This is a genomic window from Paraburkholderia sp. J67 (genome assembly GCF_905220265.1).
Classification (GTDB): Bacteria; Pseudomonadota; Gammaproteobacteria; order Burkholderiales; family Burkholderiaceae; genus Paraburkholderia.
On sequence record NZ_CAJMZK010000006.1, the window covers coordinates 229,013 to 245,264 of the forward strand.

General features: G+C 63.2%; 12 protein-coding genes and 1 pseudogene. 9 read left to right on the top strand and 4 right to left on the bottom strand.

Annotation, left to right across the window (positions count from 1 at the left end; genetic code table 11):
• Positions 1-107 precede the first annotated feature (107 nt).
• The 3 genes from U5782_RS14440 to U5782_RS14450 form a co-directional block, all read right to left on the bottom strand.
• On the bottom strand, positions 108-836 hold the full coding sequence (locus tag U5782_RS14440; RefSeq protein WP_322044507.1) for a molecular chaperone: 729 nt from the start codon (positions 834-836) through the stop codon (positions 108-110).
• A gap of 47 nt (positions 837-883) precedes the next feature.
• Positions 884-1,369, bottom strand: coding sequence for a spore coat U domain-containing protein (locus tag U5782_RS14445; RefSeq protein ID WP_322044675.1), 486 nt, complete (start codon positions 1,367-1,369; stop codon positions 884-886).
• Positions 1,370-1,871: 502 nt separating this feature from the next.
• On the bottom strand, positions 1,872-2,432 hold the full coding sequence (locus U5782_RS14450) for an ester cyclase (RefSeq protein WP_322044508.1): 561 nt from the start codon (positions 2,430-2,432) through the stop codon (positions 1,872-1,874).
• A 352-nt stretch (positions 2,433-2,784) separates the two neighbouring features.
• On the opposite strand from U5782_RS14450, the gene U5782_RS14455 reads away from it, so the two are divergent.
• From U5782_RS14455 to U5782_RS41635, 5 genes and pseudogenes are all read left to right on the top strand, one after another.
• Positions 2,785-4,320 (top strand): methyl-accepting chemotaxis protein, encoded by a 1,536-nt coding sequence (locus U5782_RS14455; RefSeq protein WP_322044509.1) that lies wholly within the window; start codon positions 2,785-2,787, stop codon positions 4,318-4,320.
• A 126-nt stretch (positions 4,321-4,446) separates the two neighbouring features.
• Positions 4,447-5,178: a gluconate 2-dehydrogenase subunit 3 family protein gene (locus tag U5782_RS14460; protein ID WP_322044510.1), complete on the top strand. Its 732-nt coding sequence runs from the start codon at positions 4,447-4,449 to the stop codon at positions 5,176-5,178.
• Positions 5,179-5,184: 6 nt separating this feature from the next.
• A complete protein-coding gene (locus U5782_RS14465; protein WP_322044511.1) occupies positions 5,185-6,963 on the top strand; it encodes a GMC family oxidoreductase in 1,779 nt (592 codons plus the stop codon).
• Positions 6,964-6,976: 13 nt separating this feature from the next.
• Positions 6,977-7,855: pseudogene (locus U5782_RS14470) on the top strand (c-type cytochrome); the annotation flags it as partial.
• 99 nt (positions 7,856-7,954) lie between these two features.
• Entirely contained in the window at positions 7,955-8,293 is a 339-nt protein-coding gene (locus U5782_RS41635) for a c-type cytochrome (RefSeq protein ID WP_415914327.1), read from the top strand.
• A gap of 608 nt (positions 8,294-8,901) precedes the next feature.
• Here the strand turns inward: U5782_RS41635 and gcvA are convergent.
• Positions 8,902-9,810 carry a transcriptional regulator GcvA gene (gene gcvA, locus U5782_RS14475; RefSeq protein ID WP_322044513.1) on the bottom strand — a complete coding sequence of 303 codons (909 nt, stop codon included), beginning with the start codon at positions 9,808-9,810 and terminating at the stop codon, positions 8,902-8,904.
• Positions 9,811-9,924: 114 nt separating this feature from the next.
• Between gcvA and U5782_RS14480 the strand changes: the two genes are divergently transcribed.
• The 4 genes from U5782_RS14480 to U5782_RS14495 all read left to right on the top strand — a co-directional run bounded on the left by U5782_RS14480 (position 9,925) and on the right by U5782_RS14495 (position 16,195).
• Entirely contained in the window at positions 9,925-10,701 is a 777-nt protein-coding gene (locus U5782_RS14480) for a hypothetical protein (protein ID WP_322044514.1), read from the top strand.
• A 97-nt stretch (positions 10,702-10,798) separates the two neighbouring features.
• The gene (locus tag U5782_RS14485) at positions 10,799-11,119 is read left to right on the top strand and encodes an antibiotic biosynthesis monooxygenase (protein ID WP_322044515.1); all 321 of its coding nucleotides are present in this window, start codon (positions 10,799-10,801) and stop codon (positions 11,117-11,119) included.
• Positions 11,120-11,472: 353 nt separating this feature from the next.
• Complete coding sequence (glgX, locus tag U5782_RS14490) at positions 11,473-13,653, top strand: glycogen debranching protein GlgX (protein ID WP_322044516.1); 2,181 nt, start codon at positions 11,473-11,475, stop codon at positions 13,651-13,653.
• Between the two features lie 127 nt (positions 13,654-13,780).
• Positions 13,781-16,195: an ATP-binding protein gene (locus U5782_RS14495; RefSeq protein WP_322044517.1), complete on the top strand. Its 2,415-nt coding sequence runs from the start codon at positions 13,781-13,783 to the stop codon at positions 16,193-16,195.
• Positions 16,196-16,252: the final 57 nt, after the last annotated feature.

Sequence of the window (16,252 nt, forward strand, 5' to 3'; positions counted from 1 at the left end):
CGTCGTTCGTTTCATGCTGTCCTCCGGCGCGCGCCGCCTGGGTGACGCTTGCGCCGACGAGCCACCGCGCCGGGGTCTCGCTTTCAGCCTCGCTCTTTGTCGCGCTATCAGCCTCCCTGCTCGACCGACACCGTTCCTTCGAGCGGCAACGTGTTGACCGTCGCCCGCACCTTGAGCTGACCGTCGAATTTCGCATCGGCGGGCACCGGCACGCTCCACTGACGGCTCTGCCGCGCGAGCGCATAGCCGAGCAGCCCGCGCGTCAGATCCCAGCGGTGGCCCGCCTCGTCGAACAGCGACACCGCGGCGATCTGCGCGCGCTTCGTGCCCGCGTTTTCGGCGCGCAGCGCATAGCCTTGCGGCCCATGCACGAGACGCCATGCAAGCAGCGGCCGCGCGCTCCCGCCGCCTGGCCCGTCGACGAAGACTGGCACCGAATAGCGCAGCCGGATCGTCACGCCCTCCGCGCCCGGCGTGCCCGGCGTGGGCAACTCGTCGATCAGGATGCGAAAGCTCTGCTCGCTATCGGGAGCCGCGCCCGCGCCCTGTGACGACGAAGCGTTCGCGCGCACGAGGCGCACGAGCTGATCGCTATGCGGCGCGATTTCGATGAGCGGCGGACTCGCGATGACATCGGCCGTGGGCGTGAGCACATCGTCGCCCTGTGCCTGTCCCCACTGGAACACGCGCACCTGACCATAGAGCGGGGTGTCGCCGGGATTGCGCAGCGTGAGGCCAGTCGCGACCTCACCCGCAGCGAACTCGATCGTGACCGGTGATATCTGCAATGTCGCGGCCATCGCGGCGCCACAGCACAGCCACGACCCTGCGGCCACGACGGCTCCGGCAGTGGCGCGCGCGGCGCGTCCTGCGAGCCCGCGCGTCAAAAGTAGACCGTCGCGGTGACTGTCGTCTGATAGGTATCCGGCTTAGGCGTGGTTTGCGCCGGCACCTGGCCGTAGACCGTGAGTGTCTGCGCCGCCCCGGAGCCCGTGCCGGCCACCGTGTTGGTGCCCTGCGTATTGCCCCAGATCGTCGTGCGGCCCGAATCCTGATAGAGCTGAAAGCCCACCGTCGTGCCTGTGTTGCCGGTGGCCGTGCCCGCCATGAGCCGGCTCGTCACGGTCGAGCCGGTGACATTGCCGCCATCGAGACCCACGTTATAAGGCGTGGTGTTCGTGCAGGTCACGCTCAATGTGGTCTGCTGGTTGAGCGCCGTGCCCAGCACGCCGTTGGTGCCGAAGGCGAGTGCATTGGCCGTAATCGCGCAATTCGCCTGTAGCGTGAGCGTGACATTGAAGGTCGCCGTTGCCGTCCCAGTGGAGTAGACCGCGGCCTGCGCGAGCGGCACGAGTGGCGCAACCGGCATCAACGCAATCTGCACCGCGACGACGGCGGCGAGGAGATGCTTTCGTTTCATCGACCTTGCTCCTGCATGCGGACTCACTCACGCGAATGGGCATCAGAAAATGGGAAATGAAATTAATCGATTACCCGCCAATTACCTGGTGAATCGACACTTTATTTATACGAACAATGTCACATTACCTTTAGCACACTTACATCCTGTTACAGATTGGCGATTCAACACGAATATCGCGAGTAATCTGTGCCGCACGCGATGCGCATTCAATATTTAAAGGCATTTTTTACGAGTCGGTCATTCGCATCGCGAAACGGCTTCGTACACGGCATATTTTTCTGATCGAGCGATATGCTTACCGCTTACTTCAAGTAATAGATGCCTTTAAATTCACCTTGAATCATCCGTTGAAGTGGAATTGAAAACCCATGCCTTCGCGCATAGACCATTCCCTGCGAATTCAGCCAATGACAATCGAATCCATGACAAGCCGATCGGGTTAATCGACTCACTTCGCAACGACGCCTAATTGCTGAAGGAAAGTCAGGTTGTCTTCGAGGTGCCAGTTATCGCTGATCTTGCCGTCGCGAATGCGATAGATATCGGTGGCGATGAAGTCCACCGTCTGCCCCTTGCCCTGCACGCCATTGAACGTGCCGGTGAAATGCCCGGTGAAGTGCAGATGGGTGACCACACGATCGCCCACAACGATCATCTGCTCGACATCCGCATGCACGTCGGGCACGGCGGCGTGAAAGACCTTCGAGGCAGCCAGCGGGCCGGCAAGACCCTGGGGCCGTCCGGCCGGCAGCGTGCGGTCGGTGAAGTCCGGCGCGAGCGCGGCGCGCGCCTGGGACGCGTCGCCGGTGCTCCAGAACGTGTCATAGAGACGCGCGGCGTGGATCTGCCGCTGAACCTGTTGTGCGGGCAAGCTTTTATCGACGATCAGTTCGTGCGCCTCTACGAGCCCGGCGTCGGCGGAGGGCGCCGTATCGGCGGCGAAGGCGGGCAGCGCAGCGCCCAGGGCGAGAGTCAGGGCGGCGGCGCGGAGTGTGGTTTGCAGGTTCATGGCGGTTCCTTGAGAGCGGGTGATCGGGGTTGGGCGCGTGATGCAGTGCGTGTGAGTGCATTCTGCGATCCGCCGTCACGTTTGATAATTGGCCGCGCCATTGAATGATTTTCAAAATTATCCGAAAGATCACCCCACTGCCTGGCAAACGTTTCCGCCTTACAACAAATTTCCTCGCCTGCTTACAGACTGATTTCAAACAAATTTTTCAGTAGTCTCTTAAAAATTTCGCCGGGCACCCTAAATATCGTCAGACGATTGACGATATGAGGGAGGTACGCCCGCAGCGACCCACTGCCCCGGCAAGCCGGCAACTGCGCTGCGTCACCCTTGGTCAATCCGGTACAGACGCATGACACTCACTATTCGAGCGCGTATCGCCCTCACCTTCGCGCTTCTCGCCGCCCTGCTCACCGTTTCCGGTGTGCTGGGCTTCATCAGTACGGAAAAGGCCAACAGCGCCAACCGTGACACTTATCGCAACAAGCTCGCCGAATCCACGGCAATCGACAACGCCGAGATCTACATCGCCCGCACGCGCCTCGTGCTCGACCGCGTGGCGCTGCATCCCGACGCGTCCACGGTGCCCGACCAGATCGACCGCGCCGCCGGCTTCTTCAAGAACTCCGACGAATGGTGGTCGAAGTTCCAGCAGATGCCGCACGAGCCCGACGAGCTGCCGCTGATCGCGAAGACCACCGAGCGCCGCACCGCCATGCGCGACGCGGTGGCCGCGTTCACCAAGGCGCTCCAGGCGGGCGACAAGGAGACCGCCGACAACATCGCGATGACGCAGCTCTCGGACCTCTACAGCAAGATGAGCGAGGCCAACAACGAGGTCAAAAAGCACCTCTACGAGAATGCCAAGACGCGTTACGAGGAAGCCGAGTCGAACTTCTACCTGTTCTCGACCGTCAGCGGCGTGATGGTCGTGCTCGGCCTGCTGGCCGCCGGTCTCGGCTGGGTGATGCTGCGCGCCGCGATCATGAATCCGCTCAACTACGCGCTGCAGAGCCTGCAGGAAATCTCCTCGGGCAATCTGAGCCAGACGGTGCGCGCGCAACGAAATGACGAAATGGGCCTGCTGCTGGAAAGCATCGAAAAGACCCGCAAGGAGCTGGGCAACGTCACGGGCTCGGTGCGCTCGGGTAGCGAATCCGTGTCGGTCGCGACGCGCCAGATTGCGGCAGGCATGATCGACCTGTCGGCACGCACCGAGGAACAGGCCGCGTCGCTGCAGGAGACCGCCGCCAGCATGAACGAGCTCACCTCGGCGGTGAAGCAGAACACCGACAACGCCCGCACCGGCAGCGATCTGGCCCAGACCGCCGCAGACGTCGCCACGCGCGGCAGCGACATGGTGCAGCGTGTCGTGAGCACGATGGGCGAGATCGAAGGCAGCTCGCGCAAGATTTCCGACATCACCGCGCTGATCGAAGGCATCGCATTCCAGACCAATATCCTCGCGCTCAACGCCGCGGTGGAAGCGGCGCGCGCGGGCGAACAGGGTCGCGGCTTTGCCGTGGTCGCGAGCGAAGTGCGCTCGCTTGCCCAGCGCTCCGCAGCGGCGGCCAAGGAAATCAAGGAACTGATCGCGAACTCGGTCGAGACGGTCTCGCACGGCACGGAACTCGTGTCGTCGGCAGGCGCGACGATGTCCGAACTGCACACCGCCGTCGAACGGGTCACGGCGATCATGAACGAAATCGCCTCGGCTTCGGAACAGCAGCAAAGCGGAATCGAACAGGTCGACACCGCAGTCACGCAGATGGACGAAGTCACGCAGCAGAACGCCGCGCTCGTTGAACAGGTGACGGCCGCCGCGCAGGCGCTCGACACGCAGTCGAGCAAGCTCAGCAACACCGTGCAGGTTTTCCGGGTGGCCTGACGCCTCGGCTTCCTTTAGCCAGCGTTTTAACGCCCCCAGTCTCAGGGCGCGCGTGCCTTTGCCTTATGGCGGCGCGCCCCACGTATCACAAGCGCTCAAGCGCCTCTCGCCGGAGTCCCCTCTCTCATGACATCGCCAGACAAGGCGGGTCGTCGCTCGTTCCTCAAAGGATCGATTGCGATCGTGCCCGTTGCCGCCGTTGGCACGGCGTCCGCCGTGCTGCGTCCTACCGTGGACGACATCAAGCGCTCCGCGCCCCCGCCCGACACGCCCGCCCAGGAACACTATCAGCCGGGCTATTTCACACCCGACGAATGGGCCTTCGTCAACGCCGCCTGCGACTGCCTGATCCCGAAAGATCACGTTGGCCCCGGCGCGGTGGAACTGGGCGTGCCGCAATACATCGACCGCCAGTTGCAGACCGGCTATGGCGACGCCTCGCGCTGGTATATGCACGGGCCGTTCCAGAAGGGCGCGCCCGAGTTCGGCTACCAGTCGAAGCTCACGCCGAAGGAACAGTATCGTCTGGGCATTCGCGCGATCGACGCCTATAGCAAGGCGCATTTCGGCGGCAAGACCTTCGCCCAGTTGGAGAAGGCACAACAGATCGCCTTTCTTAAGGATATCGAAGCAGGCAAGGTGCAGGACGACTTCAACCTCAAGTCGTTTTTCAGCGGCTTCCTGCTCAAGAACACGATGGAAGGCTATTTCGGCGACCCGATGTACGGCGGCAACAAGGACATGGGCGCGTGGAAAATGATCGGCTATCCGGGCGCGCGCGCGGATTACGTCGAGTGGGTCAGCGAATCGAAACCGTATCCGTACGGACCGGTCAGCCAGTACGGCAAGCGGGGTTGAAGCAAAGTGAGCACCATTAAAAAGAAACCTGTCGATGCAGTGATCGTCGGCTTTGGCTGGACCGGTTCGATCATGGCGATGGAACTGTGCAGCGCGGGCCTCGACGTGGTCGCACTCGAACGCGGCGACGGTCGCGACACGATTCCGAATTTCGCGTACCCGCAAATCGTCGACGAGATCAAATACTCGGCGCGCAATGCGCTGCTGCAAAATCTCTCGAAAACCACCGTCACCACGCGTCACACGAAAGACGACACGGCCCTGCCCTATCGCCAGATCGGCTCGTTCAAACCGGGCGAAGGCGTGGGCGGCGCGGGCACGCACTGGTCGGGCGTGCAGTCGCGCGTGATGCCCGACGAATTGCGCCTCTTTAGCCGCGTGAAAGAGCGCTACGGCGAGAAGTTCATTCCCGAACACATGCAGCTACAGGACTGGGGCGTCAGCTACGACGAGCTGGAACCGCATTTCGACCGCTGGGAATACGTGTGCGGCACCTCGGGCCGTGCGGGCAACATCCAGGGCAAGCCGCAGGAAGGCGGCAATCCGTTCGAAGCGTACCGCTCGCGCGAATTCCCGCTGCCGCCGCTGCCCGATCACCCGACCGGGCGTCTGTTTGCAAAGGCCGCGCGCGAGCTGGGCTACAAGCCCTTTGCGCTGCCCGCGGGCAATGCGTCCGGGCCGTATCAGAACGAATATGGCTGCCAGCTTGGACCCTGCAACTTCTGCGGCTTTTGCAGCGACTACGGCTGCCTGAACTATTCGAAAGCCTCGCCGCAAACGGCCATCATTCCGGCCCTGCTGCGCAAACGCAATTTCGAATTGCGCGTGAATTCGCACGTGCTGCGCGTCGAACTGGACAAGGACGGCAAACAGGCCACCGGTGTCACCTATATCGATGCTCAGGGTAACGAAGTATTCCAGCCTGCCAACATGGTGGTGCTGGGCGCGTTCCAGTTGCACAACATCCGCCTGATGCTGTCGTCGAAGATCGGCAAACCGTACAACGCGGAAACCGGCGATGGCACCGTGGGCCGCAACTTCTGCTACCAGGTGCTCAACAGCGTCAACATGTTCTGGGACAAGGACGTCTACATCAACCAGTTCATGGGCGCCGGCGGCGGCGGCCAGGCCATCGAGGAATTCAACGCGGACAACTTCGATCACGGGCCGCTCGGATTCATCGGCGGCGGCATCATCTGGGGCCGGCAGACCGGCAACGGCCCGGTGCGCGGCATCCCGCTGCCCAAGGGCACGCCCAAATGGGGCACCGAATGGAAGCAGGCCGTGGCCGATAACTTCCTGCACACGGGCCGTATCGAATCGCAGATCAGCAACATGGCGTATCGCGGCTGCTTCGCCGACCTCGATCCGACTTACAAGGACGCCTATGGCGAACCGCTGCTGCGCATCACGCTCGACTGGCAGGACAACGACCTGCGCGCCTCCGAATACGTGGCGGGCAAGATGATGGAGATCGGCAAGCAGATGAACCCCAAGAGCATCTCGGGCCGCATTCTCAAACCGGGCGCGCACTGGGACACGCGGGCGTATCAGAGCACGCACGTGAACGGCGGCACCTCGATGGGCGCCGATCCGAAGACCTCCGTGGTCAACAAGTACCTCCAGAGCTGGGACGTATCGAACGTGTTCGTGCTGGGCGCGAGCGTGTTCGCGCATGGCATCGGCTACAACCCGACCGGCCTCGTGGGTGGACTTGCCTATTGGGCCGCCGCGAACATTCGCGAGCGCTATTTGAAGAACCCCGGCCCGATGGTCCAGGTTTGAGGAGCCGCACGACATGCGCAAACTTTCTGTAGCACTCGTTGCGACCGCCGTGGTCGTGGGCGGCCTGTGGGCCGGCAGCCGCGCGAAGCCCGCGGTAACGATCGACGCCCAGGCGCTTACGGCGCCCGGTAACGCCGCGCACGGCGAATACCTCGCGCGCGCGGGCGACTGCATGGCCTGCCACACGGCAAGAGGTGGCGCGCCATTCGCGGGGGGCGTGCCGCTCGCCACGCCGTTGGGCGCGGTGTATTCGACCAACATCACGCCGGATAAAACGCACGGCATCGGCAACTGGAGTTTCGAGGACTTCGCGCTGGCCATGCGCCAGGGCGTGACGCCGGACGGACGTCACCTTTATCCGGCGATGCCCTATACGTCCTATGCCAAGGTCAGCGACAGCGATCTGCGCGATCTCTACGCGTACTTCACGACGCGCGTGAGCTCAGCTCCGGTGGCGAACCAGGCGGCAGACATACCGTGGCCGCTCAATGCGCGCTGGCCGCTTGCTTACTGGAATCGCCTGTTTCATGACGACTCGCGTTTCAAGACCGACAATGCGCATAGCGTCGAGTGGAATCGTGGTGCGTATCTGGTGCAAGGGCTGGCGCACTGCGGCACTTGTCATACGCCGCGCGGCGTGGGCTTTCAGGAGGTTGATCTGGATGGCACCAGCGCGCGTTATCTGTCGGGTGCGCGGATCGATGGCAGTTCGCCCGTTAATCTTCGGGGCGATAAGGGCACCGGGCTCGGTGAATGGAATGAGGCCGATATCGTCGCCTTGCTCAAGACTGGGCGTACGGAACATTCCGCTGTTACTGGCCCGATGGGCGAAGTGGTCGAGCACAGCACGCAATATCTTGGCGATGCGGATCTGCATGCTATTGCCGTGTATCTCAAGAGCCTGACGCCGCTTTCTAATGATGCTGCTGCGCCGGCTTATAAGGCCGATGATGGCACGCTCACCACGATTATGACCGGCAACGCTAACGATATTGGCGCGCGGATTTATATCGATAGCTGTGCGGCTTGTCATCGGCAGAATGGGGAAGGCGCTGCGCGCGTGTTTCCTTCACTGGCAGGCAATCCTTCGGTGCTTGCTGCGCAGCCGGATTCGCTGATCGCTGTGATTCTTGCGGGGTCGCGGCTGCCTTCCACCGCTTCCGCGCCTGCGCCGCTCGCTATGCCGCCTTTTGCATGGCGGTATGGGGATGAGGAGGTCGCTCAATTGGCGACTTTTGTGCGGTCTGCATGGGGGAATGATGCGGGCGCCGTTTCTGCGAGCGATGTTAAGCGCGTGCGCGCTTCTATAGGAATCGAGGCTCAGCGTTAGGCGTTTGCTTTTGTTTTTCGTGGTTTATTGCGGGGTTGGCATTTCCTTGTTTTGTTGTCGGTCTATTAGCGTTGCCCCTGTGCGGGGCGGCACCTACTTTTCTTTGCCGCGGCAAAGAAAAGTAGGCAAAAGAAAGCCGCTCACACCGCCAGTGTGACGAAGTCGGCAAACCGCCGTACAAGGGGAAAGGTATAGGAGCGTCTGCCACCTCGCACCACAGAACGAAGTGACAAAGGACTCATCCATCCCGCTGCTCGCTACGCGCGCAGCGGCTGGGTCTGCAAGGGAAAGCCCTTACTGAAGGCATTTTCGCGAATTCTGGCAAACCTTCGGTTTGCCGTTATGCCCCACGGGGCGCGTAGCGCCCCCGGATGTATGACGGCCTTGTCACTTTGTTTAGTGGTGCGATGTGACGGATGCTCCTATACCTTTCCCCCTTAATGGCGGTTTGCCGACTTCGTCACACTAGCGGTGTGAGCGGCTTTCTTTTGCCTACTTTTCTTTGCCGCGGCAAAGAAAAGTAGGTGCCGCCCCGCACAGGGGCGACGCTAATAGACCGACAAGAAAACAAGGAAAGGCCAAAACAGAAAAAACCACGAAAAAAAAAATCACAAACCCTGCCGAAGAAATTCCCGAATCTCATCAGCAAGCCAGCTACGCAGAGCACAGACTTTAGGATCATCACGACTACCGATCCGATAAACAAGATCATGCCCGCGCTCGGCCTGCAAAAGAAATTGAGGAAACGGCGCAACAAGCCGCCCGGCGGCGATATCATCGGCAACGATCACACTGCGCCCGAGGGCAACCCCTTCCCCGCGAATAGCGGCCTCAATAGCCAGACTCCCATGACTATAGGCGGGCCCCCGATCACTACGCACACGCTCGACGCCGGCCATGGCAAACCACTGCTCCCAGTTGGCCAACATGCCATCCTCATGCAGCAACGTGCAACCCGCAAGACTATCCACCGCCCGCAACCCACGCATTTTCTCGCGATAAGCCGGACTGCAAACCGGCGTCACCGTCTCTTCGAGCACCCGCTCGGCGAGCAGACGAGGATAACGCCCACTGCCGTAACGAATCGCCACATCGGCCTCACCTTCGTTCAGGTCAACGAATTTATCGGTCACGTCGAGATGAACATCGAGATCCGGATACCGCGCCTTGAACCGATGCAAACGCGGCGCCAGCCATTTATTCGCAAATGACACGCTCGCATTGATCTTGAAGCGCTCGACGCCGTCATGTGCACGCACGCGATCGGCTTCTTTCGTCAATTCGCCCAGCACACGCGTCACCGAAAGCAGAAATTCCGCCCCCGCCTCGGTCAGCACGATGCGGCGCGTCAGCCGCTGAAACAGCGCGACACCCAGGTGATTTTCAAGCGTCTTGATATGCCGGCTAACCGCGCCGTGCGTCACGTGCAATTCCTGAGCCGCCAGCGTCATGCTCAGGTGACGTCCGGTCGCTTCAAAGGCGCGCAGTGTTTGCAGGGGAGGAAGCCGGTCGAACACGATGACGCCATGTGTGAATTTAACTCACGCATTATATGACGATAAATGGTTTGTCAGCCGCCGTGGCGGCCCTCAATATCAGCGGGCAATTTCATTGAATGTCGCTGGCTCATCATGGATCTCCTGCTTTTCAAACTCATCGTCACGCCGCTGTTACTCGTGGCCGCTTCGCTGGCCGTGCGCCGTTGGGGCGAAGCAGTCGGCGGTTTGCTCGTCGGCATGCCGCTCACGTCGGGTCCCATCTCCGTGTTTCTCGCGCTGGAACATGGTCCGGCCTTCGCCACCCAGGCCACGGCGGGTTCGCTCGTCGCCACCATCGCGCAAGTCGCGTTCTGCTTCGTCTATTGCCGGCTGGCCGCGCAGGGTTGGCGTCTCGCGTTGAGCGCTGCGGCGCTCGCGTTCGTCGTCGTAGCCGCGATTCTGCAATGGAGCGCCCTGCCGCAAGCGCTGCTGTTCCTGCTCTCGCTGCTGGCTATCGCGCTGGCGCTCAACGTCATTCCCAACACGTCGGCGACGAGCGCCCGGTTCGATCCGCCCTGGTGGGATCTGCCGTTGCGCATGGCGCTGATTGCCGGTCTCGTCGTCAGCGTGACGCTGATCGCGCCTTATGTCGGCGCGAGCGCGGCCGGCGTGATCGCTTCGTTTCCGTTCATGGCCATCATCCTCGCGGTATTCGCGCATCGCTCCAGCGGCGCCGCCGCGGCGCAGCAGGTGATGCGCGGCATGCTGACGGCCCTTACCGGCTTTGCGGCATTCTTCTTCGTGCTGAGTTTCGCGTTGACGCGCACGCACATGGTGGTCGCCTACGGCAGTGCGATTTTCTGCACGCTCGCCATCCAGGCGCTCTCGTTCTATCGCATGCGCCTGCCTGCCGCGTTGCCGGTGGAGTGAGCGCGCGCGCCTCTATAATCGAATGGCGCCGCGCGCGCCATCCGCTTCAAGGCGCGCGGGCCTCCCGCCATCGAAGTGCACCCAACAGGATTGCCGCATGTACATCGCCATGAATCGCTTCAAGGTCGCCCTCGGTTCGGAAGCTGCGTTCGAGGAAGTCTGGTCGAGCCGCGACACGCATCTCAAGGAGGTGCCCGGTTTCATCGAGTTCCATCTGCTCAAAGGTCCGCAGCGCGAGGATCATGTGCTCTATGCCAGCCATACGATCTGGGCGAACCACGCGGCCTTCGAGGCCTGGACGCGCTCGGACGCCTTCCGCGCCGCGCACCGCAACGCCGGCAACAGCGGCCAGAGCCGCCCGCTCTATCTGAGCCATCCGGAATTCGAGGGCTTCGAGGTCGTGCAGACCGTCAAGTGATCCCAGACGCACCTGAGGCGCGCATAGCGGCATAGGCTCGCCGCGCCACCGCTAAAACTGCACGCACGTCACACCAAAGCTACCTGTCACGCCACGCGCGGCCTCCACCAGGGGCCGCGCGCATCGCCTTCCCTACCTGGCGAACGCCTTGCATCACCGGCGTTGCGCCGCGCCGCAACATCGCAGCACCGCCAATCGTCCACGCGTTGGCCCGGAGCTTGCTACTCCTTGACCCGGTATCCTTGAAAAGCTGAGCCGGGCCACCGTCGCCTTTGCGCTGTCTGCCGCGCGTGGTTCAGCATCCGCCGCGAACCTGCTTCATGCACGCCCCACTCCAGCCACTGCGAGAGCCCATGAGCAAAAAGACCGCCACCCGCATCGCCGAAGGCCAGCCGTTCCCGCATGGCGCCACCTGGACCGGACACGGCGTGAATTTCGCGCTGTTCTCGGCGAACGCCTCCAAAGTCGAGTTGTGCCTGTTCGACAAGACCGGTCTGCGCGAACTGGAGCGCATCGTGCTGCCCGAGTACACCGACGAGATCTTCCACGTCTTCCTGCCCGATCTCGAACCCGGCGCGATCTACGGCTACCGCGTGCATGGTCCGTACGAGCCGGATGCGGGCCATCGCTTCAACCCTAACAAACTGCTGCTCGATCCCTACGCGAAGGCGCACGTGGGCGCGCTCAAATGGCATCCCTCGGTGTTCGGCTACACGCTCGACAGCCCCGATGCGGACCTTTCCTTCGATACCCGCGACAGTGCGCGCTACGTGCCGCGCTGCCGCGTGGTCGATCAGACCTTCAGCTGGCACCACCCCTTGCGCGAGCGCGTAGCGCGCGAACGCGCGATCGTCTACGAGACGCATGTGCGCGGCTACACGATCCGCCATCCCGATGTGCCCGAGGAAGAGCGCGGCACCTTCGCGGGCATGGCGAATTCGAAGGTGCTCGACTATATTCGCGGCCTCGGCGTGACGTCGGTCGAATTGATGCCGGTGCATACCTTCGTGAACGATTCGTACCTGCTCGATCGTGGCCTCACGAACTACTGGGGCTACAACACGATTGGCTTCTTCGCGCCCGACCCGCGCTTTTCCGTGGGCGCGCAAGGCTCGATCGACGAATTCAAGAACATGGTCGATCGTCTGCACCAGGCCGGCCTCGAAGTGATCCTCGACGTGGTCTACAACCACACCGCCGAAGGCAGCGAGCTAGGCCCGACGCTGTCGTTTCGCGGCATCGACAATGCCTCGTATTACCGCCTGGTCAGCGATAACCCGCGCTATCACATCAACGACACGGGCACCGGCAATACGCTCAACCTCTCGCATCCGCGCGTGTTGCAGATGGTCACGGACAGTCTGCGCTACTGGGTGCTAGAGATGGGCGTCGATGGTTTCCGCTTCGATCTGGCCACGATCCTCGGGCGCGAGCCGTATGGGTTCGACGAAGGCGGCGGCTTTCTCGACAGTTGCCGCCAGGACCCGATTCTCTCCAGCGTCAAGCTGATCGCCGAGCCCTGGGATTGCGGCCCCGGCGGCTATCAGGTGGGCGGCTTTCCGCCGGGCTGGGCCGAATGGAACGACCGCTTTCGCGACACCGTGCGCGGCTGGTGGAAGGGCGACGAAGGCCAGGCCGCCGATCTCGCCACGCGCCTCGCCGCCTCGGGCGACAAGTTCAACCGTCGCGGTCGCCGGCCCTGGTCGAGCGTGAACTTCGTGACCGCGCACGACGGCTTCACGCTGCACGATCTCGTCTCGTACAACGAGCGCCATAACGAAGCGAACGGCGAAGAGAATCGCGACGGACACTCGGACAATCTCTCGTGGAATTGCGGCGCCGAAGGCCCGACCGACGACGCCGAAATCCGTGCGCTGCGCGAGCGCCAGAAGCGCAACTTCCTCGCCACGCTGCTGCTCTCGCAGGGCACGCCGATGCTGCTGGCCGGCGACGAATTCGGGCGCACGCAGCGCGGCAACAATAACGCTTACTGCCAGGACAACGAGGTGAGCTGGGTGGATTGGGAGGGCATCGACGAAGATGGCCGCGCGCTTGCCGATTTCGTGCGCAAGCTCACGACCTTGCGCCATGCGCTGCCGGTCCTGCGCCGCAATCGCTTCCTCACGCGCGAGCACAACGCGGCGCTCGACGTCACCGACGTCGAATGGCTCTCGCCCGCGGGCGTGCCGCTGAACGGCGAGCAATGGGACGATGCGCAAATGCGATGCTTCGGCATGCTGATCGATGGCCGATCGCAGACGAGCGGCATCCTGCGCCTCGCTTCGGACGCGACCATGCTGATCGTGCTCAACGCCTATCACGACGTGGTGGACTTCACGCTGCCGTCCGTGCCAGGTAACGATCAGTGGCGCTGCCTCATCGACACCAACATGCCGGTGCGCGACGAACTGCCGGAATTCGAGGCGGGCGACGTCTATCAGGTGACGGGACGCTCGCTGCTGCTGTTCGCGTTGCACGCGCGTGGCGCGACGCAGCGCGTGTTCGAGCGGCTGGAAGAAGATCTCACGAGCTGAGGGCAGGCGCGCGGCACGCCAATTGCTACCCTCACCCCAAAGCCGCACGCCGTTTGACTTTCCGCCGCGCTGGCCCATTCGAGAATTCCGGGACGAACCCTCGCTCGCGTCCCATCACGGAGCATTCATGACACACCAGGCGCCGGCCAGCACGCCCGCCACGCAAGCGGACTGCGCGAGGGAGCCGATCCATCTCCCTGGCAGCATCCAGCCGCACGGGTTTCTGGTCAGCCTCGACGGCGAAGGCCGCATCGTGCAACTCAGCGCGAATACGGGGGCGCTAGCGGGCACGACGGCGCAAGCGCTGCTTGGCGCGCCGCTCGCGCGGCTCATCGGCGAGCCCGCTGCGCAGGCCACGCTCGGTGCTCTCGCCGAACCCGGCACCGACGGCACACCGCGCTTCGTCGGCGCGATTGCCGATCCGCGCAATCTCAGCGATGCCAACGACGCGCAAGCCCACACCCACGCACCGCTCGCCATCGTCGCGCATCGCCACGACGGCATCGCCATCGTCGAACTGGAGCCTGCGCTCGGCACCGCCGACGTGTTCTCCTCGCTCTATCCGCTCGTGCGCACGTTTTTACGCGGCCTGCAGGACGGCACGAGCATCGAGGACCTGGCGCGGCTCGCCGCCGGCGAGGTCAAACGCATCACGGGCTTCGGGCGAACGCTCGTCTACAGCTTCGACGACGACGGCAACGGCCACGTGCTCGCCGAAGCGCTCGACGCGGGCTATGCGTCGTACCTCGACCAGCACTTCCCCGCTTCGGACATTCCTTCCCAAGCCCGCGCGCTCTACGTGCACAACCGCATCCGCCTGATCGCCGACGCCGACTATACGAGCGTGCCGCTCGTACCGCCGCTGCATCCGGCCACGGGCCGCCCCACCGACCTCACCTGGGCGTCGCTGCGCAGCGTCTCGCCCGTGCACGTGCAATACATGAAGAACATGGGCACCGGTTCGTCGATGTCGATGTCGATCGTCGTGCGCGGGCGACTCTGGGGCCTCATTTCGTGCCATCACGCCCACGCGCGCGTGCCCGCCTTCGAGGTGCGCGCCGCCTGCGAGCACATCGCGCAGATGCTTTCGTTGCAGATCGAGGCGCGCGAGGATCGCGCGCAAGCCGAGTACCGGCTCGAACTGCGCCGCCGTCTCTCGCGACTGCTCACCGCCACGGCCAACAGCGAGCATTTCGTGAGCGCGCTGTGCGGCGAACCGCACGATCTGCTCGGGCTCGCCAATGCGGCAGGCGCGGCGATCGTGTTCGACGGCCGCATCGTCACGGTAGGCACGACGCCCGACACCGCCCGCATCGAAGCGATCCTCACCTGGCTCGACGGGCGCGATGGCGAGATCCATGCGACCGACGAGTTCGCCCAGGCGACGGGTCTGCCCTTTCATCACGACGCAGCCGGCATGCTTGCGGTGTCGATCTCGCGGCTCTTTCGCAACTACGTCATCTGGTTCCGTCCGGAAGTTGTGCGCGCACTCAAATGGGCCGGCGACCCGCGCGCGAAACTGGCCTCACTGGCGACGCTCGCGAGTTCGCTCTCGCCGCGCGCGAGCTTCGACGTCTGGACTGAAGTCGTACGCGAGCGCTCGCTGCCCTGGCATGCCGCCGAGCAGGAAATCGCGCTGGAATTTCGCGCCGCGCTGCTCGACATCGTGCTGCGCCGCGCCGAGGAACTCGCCCAGCTCGCGCTCGAACTAGGCCGTGCGAACGAAGAACTCGAAGGGTTCTCGTATACGGTTTCGCACGATCTGCGCGCGCCGCTGCGCCATATCGCCGGTTTCGCCGATCTGCTCGCACAAGGCGAGAGCGCGAATCTCTCGACGCGCGGCCAACACTTCATCGAGCGCATCGCCGATTCGGCGCGCTTTGGCGGCAAGCTCGTGGACGATCTGCTGGCGTTCTCGCAGATGGGCCGCGCCGCCTTGCACAAGCAGCGCGTCGATCTGAATCGCCTCGTCAAGGAACTCGTGACCGACCACCAGCGCGATCATGCACAGCGCGCAATCGAATGGCGCGTCGGTGCGTTGCAGACGCTCGTGGTCGATCCGGTGCTCATGCATGTGGTCCTGCGCAACCTGATCGACAACGCCGTGAAGTTCACGCGCAATCATGCGAGTGCGGACGACCCTGCGATCATCGAGATCGGCTGGGAGGCAGGCAAGGCCGATTCACCGCTCGCCGATCACGATATCGTGTTCGTGCGCGACAACGGCGTGGGCTTCGACGCTCGCTACGTGAGCAAGCTGTTCGGCGTGTTCCAGCGGCTGCATCGCTTCGAGGATTTCGAAGGCACGGGCATCGGACTTGCGAGCGTCAAACGCATCGTCGAGCGTCACGACGGCCGGGCCTGGGCGGACAGCCAACTGAACGTGGGCACCACGGTGTCGTTCGCGATTCCGCGCACGAGCGCAGCCCCGCCCGAGCAGAACCGGCCGCATCAAGGCGAGACGGCTGCCGCCGCGGTGGCGCGACTCGCGTCGCTCTCGCCGGATACGCAGCCGTTCAGGAACGTGCGCAAACCGGAATAAGCAGCAAACATTCATCAGGCAATCACGCGCGCAAGCGCGGTAATAGAAGGAAAACGT